The following is a 22288-nucleotide window of genomic DNA, read 5'->3' on the forward strand; positions in this document are numbered from 1 at the left end:
GCCGAAAGGCGCCGTTTTCTTTAGGCGTCAATGGCCTGCCCGACCGAGACCTGGCGCGCCCGAAAGCGCTCCAGGCGGTGCTCAGACGGCTTTTCGATCCAGCACCGCCGACAATTCCGGCTTCACGTTGAGCGTCTGGAAGACGACGCAGTAACGCTCGGTGAGCTTCAGCAGCGTGTCGAGCTTCTCCTGCGGCGCGTCGGTCTCGACGTCGAAGGAGAGGCGGATCGCCTTGAAGCCGACGGGCGCATCCTTGACGACACCGAGCGTGCCGCGGAAGTCGAGATCGCCCTCGGCCCGCACCACGCCCTTCTTCAGCTCGATCTCGAGCGCCGTCGCGACGGCCTTCAACGTCACGCCGGCGCAGGCGACCAGCGCCTCGAGCAGCATGTCGCCGGAGCAGAGCTCGGCCCCGGAGCCGCCGGTCGCGGGATGCAGGCCGGCCAGCGCGATGGCGCGGCCGGTCTCGACCTTGCAGGCGATGTGCTGGTCGTCGAGCTCGCCATGGGCCTTGAGCGTGACGATCGCCGCCTCGGGGTTGCTCCGGTATTCGTCCTTGAGGGGAGCCTGCAAGGCGCGCAGCGCGGTGACGTCCATGGAACCGACCCTCTCGTTCAGACTGTGAAATCGCGTCATGCGGCTGATAGGACGAAGCCGCGACCAATGCCAGAGATGGCAGCGTGCCGCGGCCGAGCTACCACCACATGCCAGCGGTCTCAGCTGCCTTCTCCTGATGCGGCGCCTCGTGGCGCAGCGAGCGGTCGAGCGCGCGCAACGCCTCCCGCTTCGTCGCCTCGAAGGCCGGAGAAAGCCGATCACGCGGCCGGGCGAGCGGGTTGTCGAGCTCGTCGAAGAGCCGACCGGGATGCGGCTGCATCACCACGATGCGGTCGGCGAGCGTCACCGCCTCCTCGACATCATGCGTGACCATCAGGACGGTCGGCCGGCTCTCCTGCCAGAGTGCCAGCAGATGCCCGTGCAGGCTTGCCCGCGTCGTCGCGTCGAGGGCCGAGAAGGGCTCGTCCATCAGCAGCAGCTTCGGCCGGGTGACGAGGGCGCGGGCGATGGCGACGCGCTGCTGCTGGCCGCCGGAGAGCTCGCGCGGCCAACGCTTCTCATGGCCGGCGAGGCCGACGCGGACCAGCGCATTGGTCACCAGCCCTTCCCGCTCGAAGGCGGAGAGATGCGACAGGCCGAAGCCGACATTCTCCGCGACGCTGAGCCAGGGGAAGAGCCGCGGCTCCTGGAAGATGACGCCGACATCGGCGCGGGGCTCGGCGACGGTCTCGCCATTGAGCCGGATCGCTCCGGCGCTCGGCGTGTCGAGCCCCGCGACGAGCCTGAGCAAGGTCGTCTTGCCGCAGCCCGAGCCACCGAGCAAAGCGACGATCTCGCCGCGCCCGACTTCGAGGTCGATCGCCGAGAGGGCATGGGTGCCGTCGGCATAGGTTTTGGACAGCCGGTCGAAACTCAGCACGGGGTTAAGCCTTCAGAGCTTGTCGCGCGCCGTATCCTGCCAGGCGAGGAAGGGCCGCGTGATGGCGACGAGGAGGCCGTCAGCCAGCTTGCCGAGCACGGCGAAGCTGATGATGGCCGCGATGATGGTGTCGGGGCGACCGAGCTGCTGGCCGTCCACGAGCAGGTAACCCAGCCCCTCGCTCGCCCCCATGATCTCGGCCGCGACCACGAACATGAAGCCGAGGCCGAGGCCCGAGCGCAGCGCAGTGATCCAGTCCGGCAGGATCGCCGGCAGCAGGACGCGCCTGACCATGGCGAGCCGCGAAAGGCGGAAGACCCGGCCGACCTCGACGATCTTGCGGTCGATGCCCTGGATCGCGGCGGCGACGCCGAGATAGACCGGGAAGAAGACGCCGACCGCGATCAGCGCGACCTTCGAGGCCTCGAAGATGCCGAGCCAGAGGATGAAGAGCGGCACCCAGGCGATGGAAGGGATGGCCCGCAGCGCCTGCAAGGTTGGATCGAGCAGGCGGCGCGCAACCGGCAGGGCGCCGGTCAGCGCGCCCAGGACCGTGCCCGCCAGCGCCCCGAGCCCGAAACCCGCCGCGACGCGCGAGAGTGTTGCCGTCGCATGGGTCAGGAGCTCGCCGGAGGCGGCCAGATCCCGGAGCGTGCGGCCGATGACGCTGGGTGGAGGCATCAGCCGACCATTGGCGATGCCTGCCGCCACCAACCCTTCCCAGAGCAGGGCCAGCAGCACTGGCAGCACGAAGCCGAGAAGAACGAGGCTGGAACGGCGCGGCTTGCGGCCGCCCTGCCGCTCCTGCCGGACCGTCCCAGCCGCTTCGGCCTCCACCGCGCTCATCGGGCCGGGCCGCGCCTCAGTTGGTCGCGAGGAAGCCGCGATCGATCAACGAGTCGACCGCCGCCTTCACATCGGTCGCGGCCGGCAGGACGCCGGCGTCCTTCAGCGCGATGCCGGCGGCGGTGATGCTGTCGATCTGCGCCTGCCCGATGGCGGAATGGGTGAGATCCGTGCGGGTGAGCTGGCGCTCGATCACCGGCTCGGAGAGCTTGGTGTAATCGACCAGGATCTTCTTGAGCTCGGCGGGGTTGGCGAGCGCGTAGCGGCGTGCCTCCTCATAGGCGGCGATGACCTTGCGCACGAGCGCCGGGTTCTCCGCAGCGAAAGCCTCGCGGGTATTGAGGATGCCCCAGGTGTTGTCCTCGGGCTTGCGGTAGAACAGCTTGGCGCCGCTCTCGACCTCGGCCGCCGCCATCAGCGGGTCGAGCCCGGCCCAGGCATCGACATCGCCGCGCTCCAGCGCGAGGCGGCCATCGGCGTGCTGGAGCAGGACGAGCTTGACGTCCTTCTCGGTCAGCTTGGCATCGGCCAGCGCCCGGACAAGGAAGATGTGAGGATCGGTGCCGCGCGTGACCGCGACGCGCTTGCCCTTGAGGTCGGCGACCTTGGTGATCTCGCTCTTGGCGCCGGTGACGAGGGCGGTCCATTCGGGCCGCGAATAGACATAGATCGACTTGATCGGGTTTCCGTTGATCTTGCCGATCAGCGCGGCGGCGCCGGCGGTCGAGCCGAAATCGATCGAGCCGGCATTGAGGAATTCGAGCGCCTTGTTGGAGCCGGCCGAGAAGACCCAGCGGACCTTGATGCCGTCGGCCTCCAGCGCCTTTTCCAGCGTCCCGCGCTCCTTGAGCACGAGGCTCACGGGGTTATAGGTCGCGTAATCCAGGCGGATCTCCTTGGGCTGCGCCAAGGCGGGAGTGGCGAGCGCGGCGACCGCCAGGGCGGCGAGCGCAAGACGGCGGGTGATGCTGGTCATCGGATGATCCCTCTTTTGTCGACGATGCGAGGGATCGGGCGCTCATCGCCCCTCCCAACGCTTTAGCTGCACTTGTTTCGCGCCCGCAAGCTGATGGCTCAAATCGGCGCGTATCCTTTTCTTAGGTCCAATCGTTCTGTATGTCAAACAACACAAACCTGCATGGTCTTCCGCAAAATTCACGGAAATCCACGTATATTTTAAGCGTTCCTGCGCAGCGCGCCGTCATGATAGGAACAGGCTTCACAGCGAGACCCTGCTGCCGTGTCAGCCGCCCACGACAAGCCCGCCCTTCCGCTTCCCGAGATGCTGCAGGATCCCGAGGCCGGCGTCACCCGCCTGCTGGCTTCGGCACGTCGGCGCGACAAGGCCGAAAAGCGCCAGCTCCTCGTCGGCGCGCTGCGCCAGCTCCTCGACGACGGCCACACCTCGGCCCGCGCCATTCTCGAAGGGCCGCGCAGCGGGCTCGCCTGCGCGCACCGGCTGTCCGCGGTGATGGATGCGGTCGTCATCGCGCTGCACAAGGCTGCGACGGGCTATTTCTATCCGGCCGACAACCCCTCGCAATCCGAGCGCATCGCGGTCGCCGCCGTCGGCGGCTATGGCCGCGGCACGCTGGCGCCGGGCTCGGATGTCGACCTGCTCTTCCTGTTCCCGCACAAGCAGACCGCCTGGGGCGAGAGCGTGGTCGAGTCCATGCTCTACCCGCTCTGGGACCTGAAGCTGAAGACCGGCCATTCGGTCCGCTCGGTCGACGACTGCATCCGCGAAGCGCGTGCCGACATGACCATCCGCACAGCGCTGCTGGAAGCGCGCTTCCTCAGCGGCGACAGGGCGCTGTTCGACGAGATGGTCCGGCGCTTCGACGCCGAGGTGGTCGAGGGTACGGCCGCGGCCTTCACCGAGGCGAAGCTCGCCGAGCGCGAGACGCGGGTGCAGCGCGCCGGCACCTCGCGCTATCTGGTCGAGCCCAACGTCAAGGACGGCAAGGGCGGCTTGCGCGACCTCAACACGCTGTTCTGGATCGCGAAATACGCCTACCGCGTGAAGGATGTGCGCGAGCTCGTCGCGGCTGGCCTGTTCGACACGCAGGAATTGCAGATGTTCGAGCGCTCGGAAGAGTTCCTCTGGCGCGTGCGCTGCTGGCTGCACTTCATCACCGGACGGGCGGAGGAGCGGCTCTCCTTCGACCTGCAGCGGCAGGTGGCGGCGGCCATCGGCTATGCCGGCCGCAGCGGCCAGGCGCCGGTCGAGCGCTTCATGAAGGCCTATTTCCTCGTCGCCAAGGATGTCGGCGACCTCACCGCCATCGTCTGCGCGGCGCTGGAGGCGCGCCAGCAGAAGCCGCGCGCGACGCTCTCGCGCCTGCTCGGCTCCTTCACCAAGCGCAAGCGCGTGCGCGCGCTCGGCCACACCGATTTCACCCTGAAGGGCCAGCGCCTCGCCGTCATCGACGACAGCGCCTTCGAGCGCGACCCGGTCAATCTGCTCCGGCTCTACCAGATCGCCAGCCGCGAGGACCTCGCCATCCATCCCGATACGAGCCGGCTGGTGACGCAGTCGCTCAGGCTGATCACCTCCGGGCTGCGCCACGACCCCGAGGCCAACCGCATCTTCCTGGAAATCCTCACCGCGCGGCGCTCGCCGGAGGTGGTGCTGCGGCGCATGAACGAGTCCGGGCTGCTCGGCCGCTTCGTCCCGGATTTCGGCCGGGTGGTGGCGATGATGCAGTTCAACATGTACCACCACTACACGGTGGACGAGCACCTGATCCGCGCCATCGGCGTGCTGGCCGAGATCGATTCCGGCACGCTCGAGGCCGAGCACCCGCTCGCGAACGAGATCATGCCGACGGTCGCCAACCGGCGGGCGCTCTATGTCGCCCTGTTCCTGCACGACATCGCCAAGGGCCGGCCGGAGGACCATTCGCTCGCCGGCGCACGCATCGCCCGCAAGCTCGGCCCGCGCCTCGGGCTGACGCCGGGCCAGACCGAGACCGTCGCCTGGCTGGTCGAGCACCATCTCGACATGTCGACGGTGGCGCAGAGCCGCGACCTCGGCGATCCGAAGACGATCGAGAGCTTCGCGGCCACGGTGCAGACGCTGGAACGATTGAAGCTCCTGCTGATCCTCACCGTCGCCGACATCAAGGCGGTCGGTCCCGGCGTCTGGAACGGCTGGAAGGGCCAGCTCCTGCGCACGCTCTATTACGAGACCGAGCTCGTCTTGACCGGCGGCCATTCGGCGGTCGAGCGCAAGGCCCGTGTCGGCCGCAAGCAGGACGAGTTGCGGCAGCGGCTCTCCGACTGGAGCGAGGCCGAGCGCGAGGCCTATATCGCGCGCCACTACCCGCCCTACTGGATCAAGGTCGATCTCGCCGACCAGGAGAAGCACGCACGCTTCCTGAGCGAGGCGGAGAAGGCCGGCCGCACCACCGCGACCGTGGTCGAGACCGACCAGTTCCGCGGCGTGACCGAGCTCACCGTACTCGCGCCCGACCATCCGCGCCTTCTGGCCATCGTCACCGGCGCCTGCGCTGCGGCCGGCGGCAACATCGTCGACGCGCAGATCTTCACCACCACGGACGGGCTCGCGCTCGACACCATCTCCGTCTCGCGCGCCTTCGACCGCGACGACGACGAGTTGCGCCGGGCCGGGCGGATCGCGGCGGCGATCGAACGGGCCTTGAAGGGCGAGATCAAGATCGCCGATCTCGTCGCGCAGCGCCGCGCGCCGCCGCCGCGCGGCCAGACCTTCCAGCTCGCGCCGGAGATCGTCATCGACAACGTGCTGTCCAGCCGCCACACGGTGCTGGAGGTCTCCGGGCTCGACCGGCCGGGCCTGCTCTACGACCTCACCACCGCGATCGGGAAGCTCAACCTCAACATCGCCTCCGCCCATATCGCGACCTTCGGCGAGAAGGCGGTCGACGTTTTCTACGTCACCGACCTGACCAATGCGAAGATCGTCTCGACCGCGCGCCAGCTCGCGATCCGCAAGAGCTTGCTGGAGGTGTTCGAGTTCGAGGGGGGCAAGGCGGCGTCGGCCAGGACGAAAGTCCCGGCGCGCGCTTGATTTGGGCCGCCATAAGCCCGATATCGGCCACGAACGCGGCCGCGTTTCCGGGGAAACCCGCCAGGCCCGGCGACGGGCGGCACGGCCAGCCAGATTGATGGATGGGAATTGGAACAGGCAATGACGCGCAACCCTGCGACGGAAGACCCGAACCTCGAAGCCGCGACCGACGCTCCCGAGCAGGCTCAGGCCACCGAAGGGGGCAACGAGGCCCAGATCGCGGCGCTCCAGAACGAGCGCGACGACCTCAAGGACAAGCTGCTGCGCACGCTCGCCGAGATGGAGAACCTGCGCCGTCGCACCGAGCGCGAGATCGCCGATGCGAAGGCCTATGCGGCGACGAGCTTCGCCCGCGACATGCTCGGCTCCTCGGACAATCTGCGCCGGGCGCTCGAGAGCGTGCCGGACACTGCGCGCGACGCCGCCGACGCCACGCTCAAGGCACTCTATGACGGCGTCGAGCTGACCGAGCGCGAGCTGCTGAAGACGCTGGAGCGTCACGGCGTGCGCAAGATCGACCCGCTGGGCGAGAAGTTCGACCCGCACCTGCATCAGGCGATGTTCGAGGCGCCCGATCCGGCCACGCCCAAGGGCATGGTCTCCAAGGTGGTCCAGGTCGGCTACAAGATCGGCGAGCGCGTGCTGCGCCCTGCCCTCGTCGGCATCTCGGCCGGCGGCCCCAAGGCCGAGCAGGGCGGCGACAAGCCCACGAGTCACTGATCGATGTTCGAGGGCGCCGGCGTCGCCATCTTCGCGCTGACCGGAGCCCTCGTCGCCGCCCGCAAGGGCATGGACCCCTTAGGCTTCATCCTGCTCGCGACCGTCACCGGCGTCGGCGGCGGCACGCTGCGGGAGCTGCTGCTCGGCCATAGCGCGCGCTGGGTGCACGATCCAACCAGCGTGATCATCTGCACCGTGGTGGCGATCGGCGCCTGGGCGCTGGCCTATCTGCGCCCAGGCATTATCGAGGGCTGGAGCGGGCGCAAGCTGCTGCTCTGGAGCGACGCCGCCGGCCTCTCGATGTTCGCCGTCAGCGGGACCCTGATCGGGCTGGAAGCCGGCGCGCCGGTCCTGTCCGCCATCGCGCTCGGTGCCATGACCGCCACCTTCGGCGGCATCCTGCGCGACATCCTCGCCGGCGACCGGCCGATGGTGCTGTGGAGCCGGGAATTCTACGTCACCGCCGCCACGGCCGGCGCGGCGGTGACCGCCTTGCTCCATGGCCTTGGCCTGCCCGTCTATGCCGTGGCTCTCGGCGGGCTGGCGATGGGCTTCGGGCTCAGGGCCGGCTCGCTGCTGCTCGGCTGGTCCTTCCCGAAGCTGCCGGGCGGCACGGGCGAATAAATCCCGTTTGCGATGGGCAGTCCTCCCCCCGAGAAGCCGCGAAGCGGCGTCTCGAAGGACGGGGTCCGATCATCTTCAATCCGGCTTCGTCACGCGCCGCAGCGTCAGGTTGAGGCGCCCTCCCTCGGCCAGCAAGGTCGAGGAGCCCGACAGGACGCGGTCGATGCCGTGATAGGCGAGCCGCGCCGCGCCGCCGAAAACCAGCACATCGCCGGAAGCGAGCTTGAGGGAAGCCGTCTTGCCGCCACGCGTCGTCCCGCCGATGCGGAAGAGCGCGGCATCGCCGAGCGAGATCGAGAGCACCGGCGCGTCGAAATCCTGCTCGTCGCGATCCTGATGCAGCCCCATCTTCGCGCCGGCCGCATAATAGTTGACGAGACAGGCCTCGGGCGGATGGGGATAGCCGGAAAGCTCCTCCCACAACGCCAGCAGCGGTGCCGGCAGCAGCGGCCAAGGCTCCTTCGTCTCGGGATGGAGCGGCTGGTAGCGATAGCCGCTCTCGTCGGAAACCCAGCCGAGCGGGCCGCAATTCGTCATCCTGACCGAAAACGGCTTGCCGGTCTTCGGCATGCGCGGCTGGAAGAGGGGCGCCTGCCTGACCACGGCACGCAATTCGGCCAGGAGAGCGCCCTGCTCCGCGGCCGAGAGCCGGCCCGGCCAGTGGACGACGCCCGGGGCGACGGCGATCCGCGTCATGGCCAGCTCCGGGTCACGAGCTACAGCGTGTCGAGGCCGAGGACATCGGCCATGGAATAGAGGCCGGGCGCCCTGCCCCGGCCCCAGAGCGCCGCCCTGATCGCGCCCTGGGCAAAGAGGCTGCGATCCTCCGCGACATGGGCGAGTTCCAGCCGTTCGCCCGCTCCGGCGAAGATGACCTTGTGATCGCCGACAACGGTGCCGCCGCGCAACGCGGCAAAGCCGATCGTGCCCGGATCACGTGCACCGGTGATGCCGTCACGGGCCGCGACGCGCCGCTCGGCGAGATCGACGGCGCGGCCGGCAGCGGCCGCCTCGCCCAGCAGCACGGCCGTGCCGGAGGGCGCATCGACCTTCATGCGATGGTGCATCTCGACGATCTCGATGTCCCAGTCGGTGCCAAGCGTCGCGGCGACCTTGCGCACCAGCGCCGCCAGCAGATTGACGCCCAGGCTCATATTGCCGGACCGAATGATCGGGATGCGCCGCGCCGTCTCCGCCAACGCCGCGAGATGCGCCGGCTCCAGCCCGGTCGTGCCAACGACGTGCAGGATGCCGGCATCGGCCGCGAGGCGCGCGAAGGCGACGGTCGCCTCCGGCGAGGTGAAATCGAACACGGCATCGCCCTGCGCGAAAGCGGCAGCGGGATCGCCCGTCACGGTCACGCCCAGCGGCGGCAGTCCAGCAAGCGGACCGGCATCGGCGCCCAGGGCCGGCGAGCCCGGACGTTCGACGGCAGCGACCAGGCGGCATCCCTCAGCCTGATCGATGGCCTTGATCAGCATGCGCCCCATGCGCCCGGCGGCGCCGACGACGACGAGACGCATGTCACTCATGGGGCAGGCTCCGAAAGGGCTTCCGGACGGAAGCGGCAAGGCAGGACGACTAACGCAAGACGACCAAGGCGGGACGATTATCGCTATAAGCCGGTTCGTCGCGGCGCGACACCCGAAACCGCGCATGGCCAGGCGCATGCGAAAACGGCCGGGTTGCCCCGGCCGTGATGCGATTTTGTTGCAAGATCGCGGAGGTTCAGGCCGCCTGCTGGATCGCGGAGAGCTTCCACTCACCGCCACGCTCGCGCAGGAAGGTCCAGAACTCCTTGACCTCCTGCGGCGCGGTCGCATTGCCGTCGACGACGCGGCCGCTCTTGCGGTCATAAAGCGCGTTGACCAGGCTGAAGCGCATCGAGACCGTGGCGTAGTCGGTGCTGCCCTCGCGCCAGGCCTCGGACAGGTCACCCTGTAGCAGCTTGACGTCGGAGACCCGGTCGACCACGCCGCGGCGGACGTTCTCGGTCAGATCCTCGTCGAAATAGCCGAACATCTCCGGGGTGACGCGCTGGCGCAGGCCGGCCTCGTCCTCGTTCGAATAGGCGGCGTTGACCTCACCGAGCAGGCGCTCGAAGGCGCTGAAATCGGCACCCTCAAGCTGGATCGGCGTGGTCGCCGGCTGGGCCGCGCCACCGCCGAAACCGCCCATGCGGGCGGCCGCGGGCTGGGCCGCGTCGGGCTGCGCGCCATAGGCCTCGCGGCCATAGGGCGCGCCAGCGCCAGCGAGCTGCGGCTCGGACCGGCGGCGGAAGAAGCGGATGGCCAGCATGATGATGCCGGCGATCAGGCCGATCTGCAGCAAGAAACCGAGGATGCCCGCAAGCGAGGCCAGACCGCCGAAGAAGCCCGAGCCGCTGAGCATTCCGAACAGGCCGGCGCCGAGCAGGCCGGCGCCGATGCCCATCATCATGTTGCGGGCGAAGGACGGACGGGCCGCCTGCGCAGCAGCAGCGCCGGCGCCCATGCCGGGGTTGGCGACGGACGGCGAAGGGGCCGCGCTGCGCTGGAAGGACTGCGCGCCGCCGGGAATCGTATTGGTCGGGGCCGGGGCGCTGTTCGAGAACATCCCGCGGCTACCCGAGCTGCGGCCGCCACCGGGGCGCGCCTCGGCGACCAACGGTACCAGCATCAGGGCTCCAACAACCAGGGCGACGGCACGTCCGCGACGGGCGAGCGAGATCAAAGACATTGTTCCTCCCGGAGCCTCCATGGGCTCGACGGCGCTCAATATGGGAGAGGAACGCGCGCGCCGCAAGATGGATGCTTGTTAACCGGCTGAAAGATCTCACTATTTCAAATCGGTGCATAATCATTCGTCGTGATCACTGGCCTGTGGTAAGGTGTCGCATCGTCCTCTCCGCGGACGAAGGAAAGAGCGCCATGTTCGGACATGAACCGAGGCCTCACCGACATCGCCTGTTGAGCTGGCTCCTGGCGCTGGCCGTTTTGCTGCTGATCACCGAAGCCGCCGCCGCGGGAGAACCGGCCATTCCACTCGACGGCCCGCGCCTCGCCCAGGCACCCGAGCCGCTCTGCTTCTGTTGGAACAACGGCCGCAAGATCGCGGAGGGTTCGTCCTCCTGCATCCGCACCTCGCAGGGCCCGCGCATCGCGGCCTGCAGCCGCGTGACCAATCTGATGTCCTGGCAAGTGACGGAAACACCCTGCCCCGAAAGCTGAGCCTTTCACGCCAGCGGTCCCGCGCAGGAGCGATCTTTCAAGCGAGCGATCTTGCGAAACAGAAACGCCGCCGGGACATCTCCCGGCGGCGTCATCGTTTATGGCTCTTGTGGTCCTAGCGACTTCGAGACTGACCCTTGTGTCAGAACGCTCCCAGAACGATTGCCATCATGAAAACGAAGGCCGCACCCATGATCAACCGGTCGAGACGCAGCGTGACAGTCATCACACCCTCCTGTGTCATTGACCTGTCGCAGAAGCTACCAGAACTGGCAGCGGCCGCAAGGGGGCGGCACCGTGGCGGCATGGTGGCGAAGGCTAGATCATGCTTAAACTTGCGTTAAATCCTTGAATAGATTTGGGGATATTTCTGATGCCGGCAGTCGCGCAACCGGCGCCCGGAAAGGCTTCCCAAGTCGTTGCAGCGCTCTTCTCCGGACTCTTCCGCATTGACCTCGGACTGAACGACGCACCGGGTCGGCTGCAGCGCAATCGGCATCCGTTAACGCGGGAAACGCCGGATTAAGTCGGCATTCACCACTCCGCCAAAGTTAATCCGGCTGTGGCGGCCGGGGCGCAGTCGGTTGAGAAACCGTTCACCAAACGCTTCGCATTTGAATGGTCATGCGACGCGTAAAACTCGCCCTCATCGCAGTTGGTCTGGCCGGCGCCGCCGGGCTGGCCGGCTGCGGCAAGTTCCAGAAACCGCAGCGCGCTCCCTGGCGCGATCAGGCGGAAGCCACCTGCATGAGCTCCGGCCAGGTGCAGCTCTCGAGCTATGTCAGCCTGCGCGGCAAGGCGATCGACGGGCCGGGCGTCTGCGGCATGCAGCAGCCGCTCAAGGTCACCGCGCTGCAGAACGGCAGCGTCGCCCTGAAGAGCCCGGCCCTGCTCGCCTGCCCGGTCGTGGCAACGACCGACCAGTGGTTCGCCGAGGTCGTGCAGCCGGCCGCGATGAACATCTTCGGCGCGCAGGTGATCGAGATCCGCGCCGGTTCCTATTCCTGCCGCTCCATGAACAACGGCACCTATACGACGGCCACTTCGGAGCATGCCTATGGCAACGCCGTCGACGTGTTCTCCTTCCGGCTGAACGACAACCGCGTCGTCACGGTCAAGGAAGGCTGGCGCGGCTCGCCGGAGGAACAGAACTTCCTGCGCGAGGTCTTCGTCGGCGCCTGCACCTATTTCGGCACGGTCCTCGGGCCGGGCGCCGATCCGATGCATTACGACCACATCCATATCGACCTCGCCCGCCATTCCAAGGGCCGGCACATCTGCAAGCCGATCATCAAATACACGCCGAACTACAACCTGCCGCCGCCGGATCCGGCCCGGACCTATTCTTCGGCGCAAAGCGCACCGGCGACCCAGCGGGACGGCGCTCCCGCCGCCACCGCCTATGCCGGCGGGCCGGCGCTGCGCCGCCCGAACGACGGCCTGCGCCCGCCCGGCGCCGTGCAGGGCGGCTATCCGGTCGCCAATAACGGCCAGGGCCAGGACCACAGCCTCGACGCCCAGATGCGGTTCCTCCAGGACTACGACGCACGCCGGCAGCAGGGCGGCGCGCGCTTCCAGCCGCAGCCTTTGCCCAGCGAGGCGCGCGGGCCACTCACCCTGCCCGGCGCGGTCGAGCCGTCGGAGGAGGTCGTGCTCGGCGATGGCGGAGGTTCCGGCGTCGTCGACCAGCAGGGCTCTGAAGAGGCGCAGCCGATCACGCCGGAGCATGACCCCTTCGCCTACAGCTCCGGCCGGACGAGGCGACGTTGATCTGCGAAAGAATGTCGAGTTGCCACGGAAATGCACGGTCATCCCGGGCTTGACCCGGGATCCATGCAGGAGCGCCTACCGGAAAAGTTCAGGCATGGCTCCCAGATCTTCGCTTCGCTGCGTCCGGGATGCCCCGTCGTTCCTCGGGGAACGCGAATTCAGGGCGCCGCCAGAACCTGGCGGCATTCCGGCGGCAGGGCGTCGAGCGACATCGGCGGCTTGGGTTTCGGCTTCGGGCCAGGCTTTGGCTTCGGCGGATTGAAGATCGCCTCGCGCTGGCGTTCGACCCAGCCGGTGAGCTCGGCGCCGCAGCCATCGCCGAAATTCGGCGGCTCCTGCGGCACGCAGCTCGCCATGCCGGCCGGGCAGGCCAGCCGGATGTGGAAATGGTAGTTGTGGCCCCAGATCGGCCGAACCTTGTCGAGCCAGCTTTTGTCGGCGCCCGCCTCGCGGCAAAGAGCCACCTTCAGGGCCGGATTGACGAAAACGCGCTCCACCCGCGGCTCCGAGGCCACCGCCTTGATCAGGCGAGTATGGGCGGGCGTCCAGGCACGCGGATCGACATCGCGCCAATCGGCCCGGGCCATGTTGACCGCCGGCATGTTCTCGCGCTGCTCCCCGTCGAGCCTGCTCTTCGGCATCGGCGTCAGCCAGATATCGGCATCGAGGCCGATCTGATGCGAGGCATGGCCGGTCAGCATCGGCCCGCCGCGCGGCTGCGACATGTCGCCGACCAGAAGCCCGGACCAGCCGGTGATGCGCGGCACGTCGCGGGCCAGCTTCTCGAGATAGTCGATCAGGGCGGGATGCCCCCAGTTGCGGTTGCGGTTGAGCCGCATCACCTGCCAGCTCGGCCCGTCGAGAGGCAGCGCGGCGCCACCGGCAAGGCAGCCACGGGCATAGGAGCCGATGGCGCGCGGCGGCAGGTGCGCCGGGGTCGCCTTCTGGCCGAAGAGCGAACGGGCGGCATCCGGCCAGGCGGCGATGTTGGCCGCGCGCGTCTTCGCCTCCTGATCGGCGGTGGACTGGGCCCTGGCCGCGAAGGGCACGAGGCCCGCCATGACGGTGAGGAGGGCGGCGATTCGTTTGGCGTGACGCATCGGCACAGAATCAGCGGCACTGCCCCTGGCGGTCAAGCCGCCGGATGGACAAGAGCGGATGCGGCAGGCAGCCTAGTGGCAAAAGGCGGGGCAACCGCCAGCCGCAACCGGAGGACCCCCATGCCAGAGCTCATAGACCGCCGCGCCCTGCTGGCCGGCACCGGCGCCGCACTGCTTGCGTCCGGCGCCGGGCTTGCCCAGCAACCCTGGCCGCAAGGGCGGCAGGTCAAGCTTGTCGTGCCCTTCACGCCCGGCGGGGCGACCGACGTGCTCGGGCGGCTCGCGGCCGACAAGCTCAGCCAGAGCTGGGGCAATGTGGTCGTCGTCGAGAACCGTCCCGGCGCCGGCAGCAATATCGGGATCGAGGCCGTCGCCAAGGCCGAGCCGAACGGCGACACGCTGCTGATCGCCTCGGTCGGGCTCGCCACGAACCGCTACCTCTATGCCAAGGTCAACTACGACCCGGTCAGGGATCTCGCGCCGATCACCATGGTGGCGCTGGTGCCGAACCTGCTCGTGGTGCGCAACGACCTGCCGGTCAAGAACGTCGCCGAGCTCGTCGCCTATGCCAAGGCCAATCCCGGCAAGCTGACCTATGCCTCCTCCGGCGTCGGCACCTCGCTGCATCTCTCGGGCGAGCTGTTCCAGAAGCTCACCGGCACGAAGATGGTGCATGTGCCCTATCGCGGCTCCTCCCAGGCGATCCAGGACCTGATGGGCGGCCGCGTCGACCTGATCTTCGACAACATCACCTCGGCCCTGCCGCAGGCCAAGGGCGGCGCCATTCGCGGGCTCGGCGTCACCACCGCCAAGCGCGCCCCGACGGCGCCGGAATATCCGCCGATCGGCGAGACGGTGCCGGGCTTCGACGTCTCGTCCTGGTTCGCGCTGTTCGCGCCAGCGAAGACGCCCCAGGCGATCATCGACAAGATCCAGGCCGATACCAAGGCCGGCCTCGCCGACCCCGCGCTGCGCGCCAAGATGGACGCGCTCGCCGCCGAGCCGGGCGGCTGGACGCCGGCCGAGCTCGCCGCCTTCCTGCAAGCCGAGCTCAAGAAATGGGGCGACCTGATCCAGGAGGCCGGGATCAAGGCCGAATAGAACGGAACAGTTGCGTCATGACCCGGGTTTTCCCCGTCGAACGCGCCTGTCGGGCGCAAACGACAAGGAAAACCTCATGTCCACGCTTCTGATCGTTCTGGTGCTGATCCTGCTGCTTGGCGGGGGCGGCTATTACGGCCATCGCAGCTATGGCCCGGCCGGGCTCGGCGGCGTCGTCGGCCTCGTTCTGGTCGTCGTGCTGATCCTGTGGCTGCTCGGCGCCATCGGCGGCGCTTCCGTCCACGTCTGAGGCCTTTGAACGGCGCCGATCAACTCCGATCGGCGCCATGCTCCCAGACGGCCACCGCCGCCGCCAGATCCTCGAGCGCGACGCCGACCGATTTGAACAGCGTGATGCCGCCGCCCTCGACGCTGCCCTGAACGCGCCCATGGCAGAGATCGGCCAAGGTGCCGGCGACCTTGTCGGCGCTGTAGCTGCCTTCGGCGATCGCGACGGCGACGTCGCCGCCCTCCTCGATCGCCTTGGCGGAATCGACGACGACGCGGGCGCGCTGCAGCGCATCGGCATCGGCCTCGCGCATCTGCATGGTGAAGCCGCCGATCAGGTCGAGATGAGCCTCGCGCTTGAGCCAGTGGCCATGGATCAGCGGCTCGGTCGCGTTGGTGGCGCAGGAGATGATATCGGCGGTGCGGACCTCGCCTTCGAGATCGGTCGTGGCGCGGGCCTCGATTCCGTCCTTCGCGAGTTCGGCGACAACGGCCTCGGCCGCCTCCTGCCGCCGCGCCCAGACCGCGATGTCGGTGAGGGGCCGCACCGAACGATGCGCCTTGATGATGAAGGGGGCGAGCGCGCCGGCACCGACCATCACCATATGGCTGGCTTCCGGATTCGACATGTAGCGCGAGGCCAAAGCGGAGGCTCCCGCAGTGCGCCAGAGCGTCAGCCGGTTTCCGTCCATCACCGCGAGCGGGCGCCCCGTCGTGCCGTCCATCAGCAGATAGGCCCCGAGGACGCCCGGCAGGTTGCGCTTGCCGTTGCCGAAGAAGACCGAGAGGATCTTGGTGCCGATATAGGGCTTTTCAGCCGCCGGACCGCTCCAGGCCGGCATGGTCAGCAGGATCGCGTCGTCCTCGCCGGGCCGTTCGATCGCATATTGCCCGCGCTTGGGCGCGATGACCTCGCTGCGGAAGGCGTCGTCCAGAATGTCGATGAGGGCGGGATAGCTCAGGGCCGCGTCGATTTCGGCCACATCGAAAAGGCGCATCGAGAACTCTTTGCTTTACCGCTTTGTCTGGACGCGAACCGGTATCCGCTTCGCTTGCGAAATGGCCTGCCGCCTCGGATTTTCGGGCCGATGCTTTAGTTCCGCCCGTCGGTCAGGGCAGGCAGCGCCGAATCCGGCACGGCCGAGCGCAGCGCCTGCGTCTCGGAGCGCAGCGCCTCGACCTCGCGGCGGCCACGGCGCGCGGCCTTGCGGTGCTTGCCCTGGGCGAGCCAGGAGGCGAGCCCCCCGACGAGAACGCCGAGGAAGATCGCCGCCAGCACCACGGCGAAGAGCGGCACATCATAGGAGAGCGCCGGCAGATCGCGGCTGAGCGGGTCGAACGAAACGCGCACCGCCCCACGGTTGGCAACCGAAAACAGCACGATCAGCAACGCGACCGGCACCAGAACCAACGCCTTGAAGAAGGCTTTCATCAGCGTCTCCGTGACGGTGCCGCCGGAGCGGCCGGCGGCGCCAGTGCCATCCGGCATTTCCCGGAAACACCGAACACCTCTAGCGCCTTGCTTTATCGCATTGTCTTCAAGCGAGCCGGCGTCCGCTCCGCTCAAATACGCTCGGGGCTCACGCCTTGCCGTTCAGGCGCAGGCGCAGCTCCTTGCCCGTCTTGAAGACGGGCACGAATTTCTCCTCGACCTCGACGGCATCCCCGGTGCGCGGGTTGCGGCCGATGCGGGCCGAGCGCGCCTTGCGGGAAAAGGCGCCAAAGCCGCGCAGCTCCACCCGGTCCCCACGCTCCAGCGCCTTCACGACCTCGTCCAGGATGGCCGAGACGATGTTCTCGATGTCGCGCTGATAGAGATGTGTGTTGCGGTCGGCAATCCGCTGGACGAGTTCCGATTTAATCATCGCTGGAATATAACCATCTGTATCAACATCACTTTTCAGCCGCAGGCTGCCAGAGCGCCAGAGGCTCGTCAAGCCGCAAGCCAACGGGCTGATCCGCCGCCCGCGCAATCGTCGCCGCCAGCCCGTCGAAGCCGGCGAGACGCGCCGCCACCTCTGCGAGGCTCCACAACCCGAAGCTCGACGAGCTGCTGCGCGGGCGCCAGTCGCGCACCTTCAGATCCTTGGCGACCTTCTTCTCGCGCTCAAGCCAGGCGATGCCCTCGCGCTCGCCGCCGAGCTCGTCGATCAGCTTCAGGCCCAGCGCCTGCCGGCCGGAAAAGACGCGTCCATCGGAGGCCGTGCCGAGCTGCGTATCGTTGAGGCTGCGCCGGTCATGCACCATCTGCTTGAACCAGCGATAATTGTCGTCGACCACGCTCTGCAGGGCGGCGCGAGCCTCAGGCGAGGTCGGCTCGAAGCCGTTCGGCGCGGCCTTCAGCGGGCTCGACTTGATCTCCTCGACCTTGACGCCGACCGTGCCCAGAAGCTGGCTGACATTGGGATACTGGAAGAGCACGCCGATCGAGCCGACGAGCGAGGTCTCGCGCGCGACGATGTGGTCGGTGCTCATGGCGGCGATATAGCCACCGGAGGCGGCAAGGCCGCCCACGACCGTCACCATCGGCTTCTTGGCCGCGAGCTCGCGCAGCGCGATGTGCAGCGCCTCGGCGCCGGAGGTGGTGCCGCCCGGGCTGTTGATGTCGAGCACGACGCCCGAGACAGCATTGCTATCGCCGACCGACTTGATCAGGTCGAGCGTGCGGCGATCCCCCGAGATGAAGCCGGAGATGGAGATGCGGGCGATATGGGCGCTCGACAGCGAGGTCGCGCCGTCGCCGCGCCAGGCGAGGCCGCCGATCACCGCAGCCGCGATCACCCCGAGCACCGCCAGCACGCGCCAGAGCGTCAGCTTACGCCTGAGGCTGCGGCGGTCGGCAAGCAGATCGGCATCGGACGCCATCGGGAAACTCCTGTCGGCTGCGGGCCCGTGATGTAGCCCCGTCACGCTGGACGGGCAAGGCGTTACGCCGCGACCGAGGCGCGCGCCCGGTCGAGAGCGAGCAGCGCGAGCCCGCTCGCGACCGAGCGGAAGGCATCGCCGATATGGACCTTCTCGGCGCCGAAGCGCCGGTCGAAGAGCTGCCGCACCGCCGGCACATGCGAGGTGCCGCCGGTCATGAAGACCGCCTCGATCCGCCCCGCCGCGATGCCGGCCTCGGCCAGAGCCCGGTCGAGCGCCGCCTCGATCGCGCCGACATCCTCCGCGATCCAGCGCTCGAAATCGCTCCGGCGGATCCGGCTTTCGATGGTCACGCCCACCTGATTGAAGCGCAGCACCGTCTCCTCCTGCTCCGAGAGCGCGATCTTCGCGGCCGAGACGGCGCGGTAGAGCTCGTAGCCGAGGTCGTATTCGATCACTGTCAGCAGGTCCTCGAGCTTGCCGGGCTCGACCGCCTCGCGGATCAGCGCGTTGAGCTCGGCCATGGTCTCGCGGCTCTTCATCAGCGAGAGCTTGTGCCATTGCGCGAAGGCGGCGTGGTAATGCGCCGGGACCGGCAGCAGCTTGTCGAAGGAGCGGTACTGCGTGCCCTTGCCGAGCGCCGGCGAGACGGCGTGCTCGATGATCCGGTAATCGAAGGTGTCGCCGGCGACGCCGACACCGGCATGGGAGAGCGGGATGGCTTCCAGCCCCGCGCGCTCGCCGGGCTCGAAGCGCATCACCGAGAAGTCGCTGGTGCCGCCGCCGAAATCGGCGACCAGCATGGTCTGCGGCGTCTTCAGATCGCGCGCATACCAATAGGCGGCACCCAGCGGCTCATAGGCGAAATCGACCTGATCCATGCCGGCCTTGCCGTAGGAGCCTTTCAGGCGCCCGAGCGCCAGCTCCTCGTCCGGCCGCTCGCCGGCGAAGACGACGGGGCGGCCCGAGACCAGGGGCAGCGCCGAAGCATCCTCCAGCCCCTCCGTCAGATCGCCGAGGAAGACGCCGATCAGATCTTCAAGCTGGTAGAGCTTGCCGAAGAGCCGCGTCTCCTGGAAGGCGCGGCTGGAAAGATGCGTCTTGAGCGATTGCAGGAAGCGGTGCTCGCTGGTCATGCCCAGCGCCATGTCGAGGGCGTCGGGGCCGCTGACATGGGTGATGCGGGACTGCGGCGGCCGCCCCTCGCGCCAGAACATCAGCGCCGAGCGATAGGCATCGACCGCGCCCTGCTTCGTGGCGAAGGAACGCGTCACGACCGATCCGTCGGCGCCAGCCAGCGCGACGACGCTGTTGGTGGTGCCGAAATCGATGCCGATGGCGGCGGGGGTCATAGCGGGCTCCTTTGCGGATGGACAGACCAGCCCTCATCCTGAGGTGCGGACACGAGCCGGCGTCTCGAAGGATGTTCCAGAGCACACTGGAGCATCCTTCGAGACGCCGCTTCGCGGCTCCTCAGGATGAGGGCTGAGGATAATCAGCCGAAACAAAAGCCCGCGCGGATTGCTCCGCGCGGGCTGTCTTGGATGTCCGGCCGCCGAAGCGGCCGAAACCTCACTTCTTGTCGGTGGTCGTGGCCTTCTTGAGGGCCGCGCCGAGGATGTCGCCGAGCGAGGCGCCGGAGTCGGCGGAGCCGTACTGCGCCATCGCCTCCTTCTCCTCGGCCATCTCCAGAGCCTTGATCGAGACCTGGATCTTGCGGGCCTTCTTGTCGAAGAGCACGACGCGGGCGTCGATGCGCTCGCCGGCCGCGAAGCGCTCGGGGCGCTGCTCGGAACGGTCACGCGCCAGCTCGGCCCGCTTGATGAAGGTCATCATGTCGGTGTCGGCGATCTTCACGTCGAGACCGGACTCCTTCACCTCGACCACCTCGCAGGTGACGATCTGGCCCTTCTTGAACTCGCCGGCATCCACGAAGGGATCGCCGCCGAGCTGCTTGAGGCCGAGCGAGATGCGCTCTTTCTCGACGTCCACATCGAGAACGACGGCCTGCAGGACGTCGCCCTTCTTGTATTCCTCGATGACCTGCTCGCCCGGACGGTTCCAGTCGAGATCCGAGAGGTGGATCATGCCGTCGATGTCGCCTTCCAGGCCCAGGAACAGACCGAACTCGGTCTTGTTCTTGACCTCGCCCTCGACCGTCGAACCGGCCGGGTGCTGCTCGGCGAAGACTTCCCACGGATTGCGGAGCGTCTGCTTGAGGCCGAGCGAGATGCGGCGCTTGACCGGATCGACCTCGAGGATCGCGACGTCGACTTCCTGCGAGGTCGAGACGATCTTGCCGGGGTGGACGTTCTTCTTGGTCCAGGACATCTCGGAGACGTGGATGAGGCCTTCGATGCCCGGCTCCACTTCGACGAACGCGCCGTAGTCCGTGATGTTGGTGACGCGACCCTTGAGGCGCGTACCGACCGGATAACGCTCGGCGATGCCGTCCCACGGATCGGCCAAGAGCTGCTTGATGCCGAGCGAGATGCGGTGCGTGTCCTGGTTGATCTTGATGATCTTGACCTTGACCGTCTGGCCGATGGTCACGACCTCCGACGGATGGTTCACGCGGCGCCACGCCATGTCGGTGACGTGCAGCAGGCCGTCGATGCCGCCGAGGTCAACGAACGCACCGTATTCGGTGATGTTCTTGACGACGCCGTCGATGACCTGGCCCTCTTCGAGCGAGGCGACGAGCTCGGAACGAGCCTCGGCGCGGGTCTCTTCGAGGACGGTGCGGCGCGACACGACGATGTTGCCGCGGCGGCGATCCATCTTGAGGATCTCGAAGGGCTGCGGCTGGCCCATCAGCGGGCCGACGTCGCGGATCGGACGGATGTCGACCTGCGAACGCGGCAGGAAGGCCACGGCGCCGTCGAGGTCGACGGTGTAGCCGCCCTTGACGGTGTTGAAGATCATGCCGGAGACCTTCTCGCGAGCCTCGAAGGCCTTCTCGAGCTTGACCCAGCTCTCTTCGCGGCGAGCCTTGTCGCGCGAGATGACGGCTTCGCCGAGCGCGTTCTCGATCCGGTCCAGATAGACCTCGACCTCGTCGCCGACCTTGATGTCCTGATCACGGCCGGGGCCGTTGAATTCCTTGAGCGCGACGCGCCCTTCCGTCTTCAGGCCGACATCGATGATCGCCATATCCTTCTCGATGGCGACGACCTTGCCCTTGATGACGGAGCCTTCCATCGCTTCGTTGCGCGAGAAGGACTCTTCGAGCAGGGCGGCGAAATCCTCGCGACCCGCGCTGTAGCTTTCAACTGCTGACATGTAATCTCCTGGAAGCCGGCCGCGTATCCCGCGGATGTCCGGCATGGGCCCCTGGCTGGTGCTGCACACCAGATCGTCGCCTGCGGCGCCTCCTCTTCGAAGGCTTCCGGCTCCTGAGAGCCGGTGGGCACCGGGCCGCCGGTTCGATCCGTATCCTGAGGGCGCTCCCAACACAAAACGGGAGCCGGTCTCGCTGACCGCCCCCGGCTCATGATCGATCACGACCCTTCGGACACGCCGGATTTAGTGCAAGCTCCGCGCGAGAGCAAGGCCTACCGTGCGGGAGCGGCCGCGCAACGCCTTCCTTTCCCTCGCCGAGCGGCCCCGCCACACGGGTCACGCAGCGTCAAGATCAAGATGAAGGGTGCGGGTTTCGCGCGCAGCGGGTTTCGTGCCAGTCTGGCGCCGACAGGGCACGGGCTTGGGGAGAACGCTTCATGGGCTGGATCATTCTGGGGCTGATCGTCGTCCTCGCGATCTATGCGGTGATGACCTATAACGGGCTCGTCGCGATGCGGCAGCGCGTCAACCAGGCCTTCGCCGACATCGACGTCCAGCTCAAGCAGCGGCACGACCTGATCCCGAACCTCGTCGAGACGGTGAAGGGCTACGCAACCCACGAGAAATCGACGCTGGATGCCGTGATCGCCGCCCGCAACGCGGCGCAGGGCGCGAGCAGCGTCCATGACAAGGCGGCCGCCGAGCAGCAGCTCTCCGGCGCGGTCGGGCGGCTGCTGGCGCTGGGCGAGGCCTATCCCGACCTCAAGGCATCAGCCAATTTCCAGCAGCTCCAGGTCGATCTCGGCAATGTCGAGGACAAGCTCGCGGCGGCGCGGCGCTTCTTCAACAATGCGGTCGGCGAGTTCAATGCCGCGATCCAGGCCTTCCCCGCCGTGCTCTTCGCGCCGCAGATGGGCTTCACCCAGCGTGAGTTCTTCGATGTCGGCCCGGAGGCCCGGGCCCAGATCGAGGTCGCGCCCAGCGTGAAGTTCTGACGGAAGGCAGGCGCTTACGG

Annotated in this window: 22 protein-coding genes; 8 read left to right on the forward strand and 14 right to left on the reverse strand. The window is 67.8% G+C overall.

The window, feature by feature from the left end:
• Window positions 1-81 precede the first annotated feature (81 nt).
• From AB6806_RS13510 to AB6806_RS13525, 4 genes are all read right to left on the reverse strand, one after another.
• Window positions 82-597: an OsmC family protein gene (locus tag AB6806_RS13510; protein ID WP_142023386.1), complete on the reverse strand. Its 516-nt coding sequence runs from the start codon at window positions 595-597 to the stop codon at window positions 82-84.
• A gap of 97 nt (window positions 598-694) precedes the next feature.
• Window positions 695-1477, reverse strand: coding sequence for an ABC transporter ATP-binding protein (locus AB6806_RS13515; RefSeq protein ID WP_142023385.1), 783 nt, complete (start codon window positions 1475-1477; stop codon window positions 695-697).
• 12 nt (window positions 1478-1489) lie between these two features.
• Window positions 1490-2323 carry an ABC transporter permease gene (locus AB6806_RS13520; RefSeq protein ID WP_142023384.1) on the reverse strand — a complete coding sequence of 278 codons (834 nt, stop codon included), beginning with the start codon at window positions 2321-2323 and terminating at the stop codon, window positions 1490-1492.
• 16 nt (window positions 2324-2339) lie between these two features.
• Window positions 2340-3299, reverse strand: coding sequence for an aliphatic sulfonate ABC transporter substrate-binding protein (locus tag AB6806_RS13525; RefSeq protein ID WP_142023383.1), 960 nt, complete (start codon window positions 3297-3299; stop codon window positions 2340-2342).
• A gap of 309 nt (window positions 3300-3608) precedes the next feature.
• Between AB6806_RS13525 and AB6806_RS13530 the strand changes: the two genes are divergently transcribed.
• The 3 genes from AB6806_RS13530 to AB6806_RS13540 all read left to right on the forward strand — a co-directional run bounded on the left by AB6806_RS13530 (window position 3609) and on the right by AB6806_RS13540 (window position 7718).
• Complete coding sequence (locus AB6806_RS13530; protein WP_370954829.1) at window positions 3609-6374, forward strand: [protein-PII] uridylyltransferase; 2766 nt, start codon at window positions 3609-3611, stop codon at window positions 6372-6374.
• A gap of 120 nt (window positions 6375-6494) precedes the next feature.
• Window positions 6495-7094 carry a nucleotide exchange factor GrpE gene (grpE, locus tag AB6806_RS13535; protein WP_038357764.1) on the forward strand — a complete coding sequence of 200 codons (600 nt, stop codon included), beginning with the start codon at window positions 6495-6497 and terminating at the stop codon, window positions 7092-7094.
• 3 nt (window positions 7095-7097) lie between these two features.
• Window positions 7098-7718, forward strand: a complete 621-nt coding sequence (locus AB6806_RS13540; protein ID WP_142023381.1) for a trimeric intracellular cation channel family protein — start codon at window positions 7098-7100, stop codon at window positions 7716-7718.
• Window positions 7719-7793: 75 nt separating this feature from the next.
• Here AB6806_RS13540 and AB6806_RS13545 read toward each other — a convergent pair whose 3' ends face one another.
• The 3 genes from AB6806_RS13545 to AB6806_RS13555 form a co-directional block, all read right to left on the reverse strand.
• Window positions 7794-8414, reverse strand: coding sequence for an alpha-ketoglutarate-dependent dioxygenase AlkB family protein (locus tag AB6806_RS13545; protein WP_112764818.1), 621 nt, complete (start codon window positions 8412-8414; stop codon window positions 7794-7796).
• A 20-nt stretch (window positions 8415-8434) separates the two neighbouring features.
• Window positions 8435-9241 carry a 4-hydroxy-tetrahydrodipicolinate reductase gene (gene dapB / locus AB6806_RS13550; protein WP_133565878.1) on the reverse strand — a complete coding sequence of 269 codons (807 nt, stop codon included), beginning with the start codon at window positions 9239-9241 and terminating at the stop codon, window positions 8435-8437.
• A gap of 205 nt (window positions 9242-9446) precedes the next feature.
• On the reverse strand, window positions 9447-10436 hold the full coding sequence (locus tag AB6806_RS13555) for a Tim44 domain-containing protein (protein WP_112764817.1): 990 nt from the start codon (window positions 10434-10436) through the stop codon (window positions 9447-9449).
• 230 nt (window positions 10437-10666) lie between these two features.
• On the opposite strand from AB6806_RS13555, the gene AB6806_RS13560 reads away from it, so the two are divergent.
• Complete coding sequence (locus AB6806_RS13560) at window positions 10667-10927, forward strand: hypothetical protein (RefSeq protein ID WP_038357755.1); 261 nt, start codon at window positions 10667-10669, stop codon at window positions 10925-10927.
• A gap of 624 nt (window positions 10928-11551) precedes the next feature.
• Complete coding sequence (locus AB6806_RS13565; RefSeq protein ID WP_112764830.1) at window positions 11552-12697, forward strand: extensin-like domain-containing protein; 1146 nt, start codon at window positions 11552-11554, stop codon at window positions 12695-12697.
• 158 nt (window positions 12698-12855) lie between these two features.
• Here AB6806_RS13565 and mepA read toward each other — a convergent pair whose 3' ends face one another.
• Entirely contained in the window at window positions 12856-13797 is a 942-nt protein-coding gene (gene mepA / locus AB6806_RS13570; RefSeq protein ID WP_038357753.1) for a penicillin-insensitive murein endopeptidase, read from the reverse strand.
• Window positions 13798-13917: 120 nt separating this feature from the next.
• Between mepA and AB6806_RS13575 the strand changes: the two genes are divergently transcribed.
• A complete protein-coding gene (locus AB6806_RS13575; RefSeq protein WP_133565860.1) occupies window positions 13918-14898 on the forward strand; it encodes a Bug family tripartite tricarboxylate transporter substrate binding protein in 981 nt (326 codons plus the stop codon).
• 76 nt (window positions 14899-14974) lie between these two features.
• The gene (locus tag AB6806_RS13580; protein WP_370954753.1) at window positions 14975-15148 is read left to right on the forward strand and encodes a DUF3309 family protein; all 174 of its coding nucleotides are present in this window, start codon (window positions 14975-14977) and stop codon (window positions 15146-15148) included.
• 19 nt (window positions 15149-15167) lie between these two features.
• Here AB6806_RS13580 and lhpI read toward each other — a convergent pair whose 3' ends face one another.
• The 6 genes from lhpI to rpsA form a co-directional block, all read right to left on the reverse strand.
• A complete protein-coding gene (gene lhpI / locus AB6806_RS13585) occupies window positions 15168-16124 on the reverse strand; it encodes a bifunctional Delta(1)-pyrroline-2-carboxylate/Delta(1)-piperideine-2-carboxylate reductase (RefSeq protein WP_370954754.1) in 957 nt (318 codons plus the stop codon).
• A gap of 95 nt (window positions 16125-16219) precedes the next feature.
• Window positions 16220-16615, reverse strand: a complete 396-nt coding sequence (locus AB6806_RS13590; protein ID WP_248311050.1) for a LapA family protein — start codon at window positions 16613-16615, stop codon at window positions 16220-16222.
• A 91-nt stretch (window positions 16616-16706) separates the two neighbouring features.
• The gene (gene ihfB / locus AB6806_RS13595; RefSeq protein ID WP_038357749.1) at window positions 16707-16991 is read right to left on the reverse strand and encodes an integration host factor subunit beta; all 285 of its coding nucleotides are present in this window, start codon (window positions 16989-16991) and stop codon (window positions 16707-16709) included.
• A gap of 28 nt (window positions 16992-17019) precedes the next feature.
• The gene (gene sppA / locus AB6806_RS13600; RefSeq protein WP_113252864.1) at window positions 17020-17991 is read right to left on the reverse strand and encodes a signal peptide peptidase SppA; all 972 of its coding nucleotides are present in this window, start codon (window positions 17989-17991) and stop codon (window positions 17020-17022) included.
• 62 nt (window positions 17992-18053) lie between these two features.
• Complete coding sequence (locus tag AB6806_RS13605; RefSeq protein WP_142023377.1) at window positions 18054-19343, reverse strand: Hsp70 family protein; 1290 nt, start codon at window positions 19341-19343, stop codon at window positions 18054-18056.
• 220 nt (window positions 19344-19563) lie between these two features.
• Entirely contained in the window at window positions 19564-21273 is a 1710-nt protein-coding gene (gene rpsA, locus AB6806_RS13610; RefSeq protein WP_038357744.1) for a 30S ribosomal protein S1, read from the reverse strand.
• Window positions 21274-21710: 437 nt separating this feature from the next.
• On the opposite strand from rpsA, the gene AB6806_RS13615 reads away from it, so the two are divergent.
• Complete coding sequence (locus tag AB6806_RS13615) at window positions 21711-22268, forward strand: LemA family protein (protein ID WP_142023376.1); 558 nt, start codon at window positions 21711-21713, stop codon at window positions 22266-22268.
• Window positions 22269-22288: the final 20 nt, after the last annotated feature.

Source organism: Allobosea sp. RCC_152_1, from assembly GCF_041360765.1.
Lineage (GTDB): Bacteria > Pseudomonadota > Alphaproteobacteria > Rhizobiales > Beijerinckiaceae > Allobosea > Allobosea spartocytisi.

Excerpts from the sequence above, each read along its gene's own strand:
- AB6806_RS13510 (WP_142023386.1), bottom strand. The coding sequence starts at position 597 with ATGGACGTCACCGCGCTGCGCGCCTTGCAGGCTCCCCTCAAGGACGAA.
- AB6806_RS13520 (WP_142023384.1), bottom strand. The coding sequence starts at position 2,323 with ATGAGCGCGGTGGAGGCCGAAGCGGCTGGGACGGTCCGGCAGGAGCGG.
- AB6806_RS13525 (WP_142023383.1), bottom strand. The coding sequence starts at position 3,299 with ATGACCAGCATCACCCGCCGTCTTGCGCTCGCCGCCCTGGCGGTCGCC.
- grpE (WP_038357764.1), top strand. The coding sequence starts at position 6,495 with ATGACGCGCAACCCTGCGACGGAAGACCCGAACCTCGAAGCCGCGACC.
- AB6806_RS13540 (WP_142023381.1), top strand. The coding sequence starts at position 7,098 with ATGTTCGAGGGCGCCGGCGTCGCCATCTTCGCGCTGACCGGAGCCCTC.
- AB6806_RS13545 (WP_112764818.1), bottom strand. The coding sequence starts at position 8,414 with ATGACGCGGATCGCCGTCGCCCCGGGCGTCGTCCACTGGCCGGGCCGG.
- dapB (WP_133565878.1), bottom strand. The coding sequence starts at position 9,241 with ATGCGTCTCGTCGTCGTCGGCGCCGCCGGGCGCATGGGGCGCATGCTG.
- AB6806_RS13555 (WP_112764817.1), bottom strand. The coding sequence starts at position 10,436 with ATGTCTTTGATCTCGCTCGCCCGTCGCGGACGTGCCGTCGCCCTGGTT.
- AB6806_RS13565 (WP_112764830.1), top strand. The coding sequence starts at position 11,552 with ATGCGACGCGTAAAACTCGCCCTCATCGCAGTTGGTCTGGCCGGCGCC.
- mepA (WP_038357753.1), bottom strand. The coding sequence starts at position 13,797 with ATGCGTCACGCCAAACGAATCGCCGCCCTCCTCACCGTCATGGCGGGC.
- AB6806_RS13575 (WP_133565860.1), top strand. The coding sequence starts at position 13,918 with ATGCCAGAGCTCATAGACCGCCGCGCCCTGCTGGCCGGCACCGGCGCC.
- AB6806_RS13580 (WP_370954753.1), top strand. The coding sequence starts at position 14,975 with ATGTCCACGCTTCTGATCGTTCTGGTGCTGATCCTGCTGCTTGGCGGG.
- lhpI (WP_370954754.1), bottom strand. The coding sequence starts at position 16,124 with ATGCGCCTTTTCGATGTGGCCGAAATCGACGCGGCCCTGAGCTATCCC.
- AB6806_RS13590 (WP_248311050.1), bottom strand. The coding sequence starts at position 16,615 with ATGCCGGATGGCACTGGCGCCGCCGGCCGCTCCGGCGGCACCGTCACG.
- ihfB (WP_038357749.1), bottom strand. The coding sequence starts at position 16,991 with ATGATTAAATCGGAACTCGTCCAGCGGATTGCCGACCGCAACACACAT.
- sppA (WP_113252864.1), bottom strand. The coding sequence starts at position 17,991 with ATGGCGTCCGATGCCGATCTGCTTGCCGACCGCCGCAGCCTCAGGCGT.
- AB6806_RS13605 (WP_142023377.1), bottom strand. The coding sequence starts at position 19,343 with ATGACCCCCGCCGCCATCGGCATCGATTTCGGCACCACCAACAGCGTC.
- rpsA (WP_038357744.1), bottom strand. The coding sequence starts at position 21,273 with ATGTCAGCAGTTGAAAGCTACAGCGCGGGTCGCGAGGATTTCGCCGCC.
- AB6806_RS13615 (WP_142023376.1), top strand. The coding sequence starts at position 21,711 with ATGGGCTGGATCATTCTGGGGCTGATCGTCGTCCTCGCGATCTATGCG.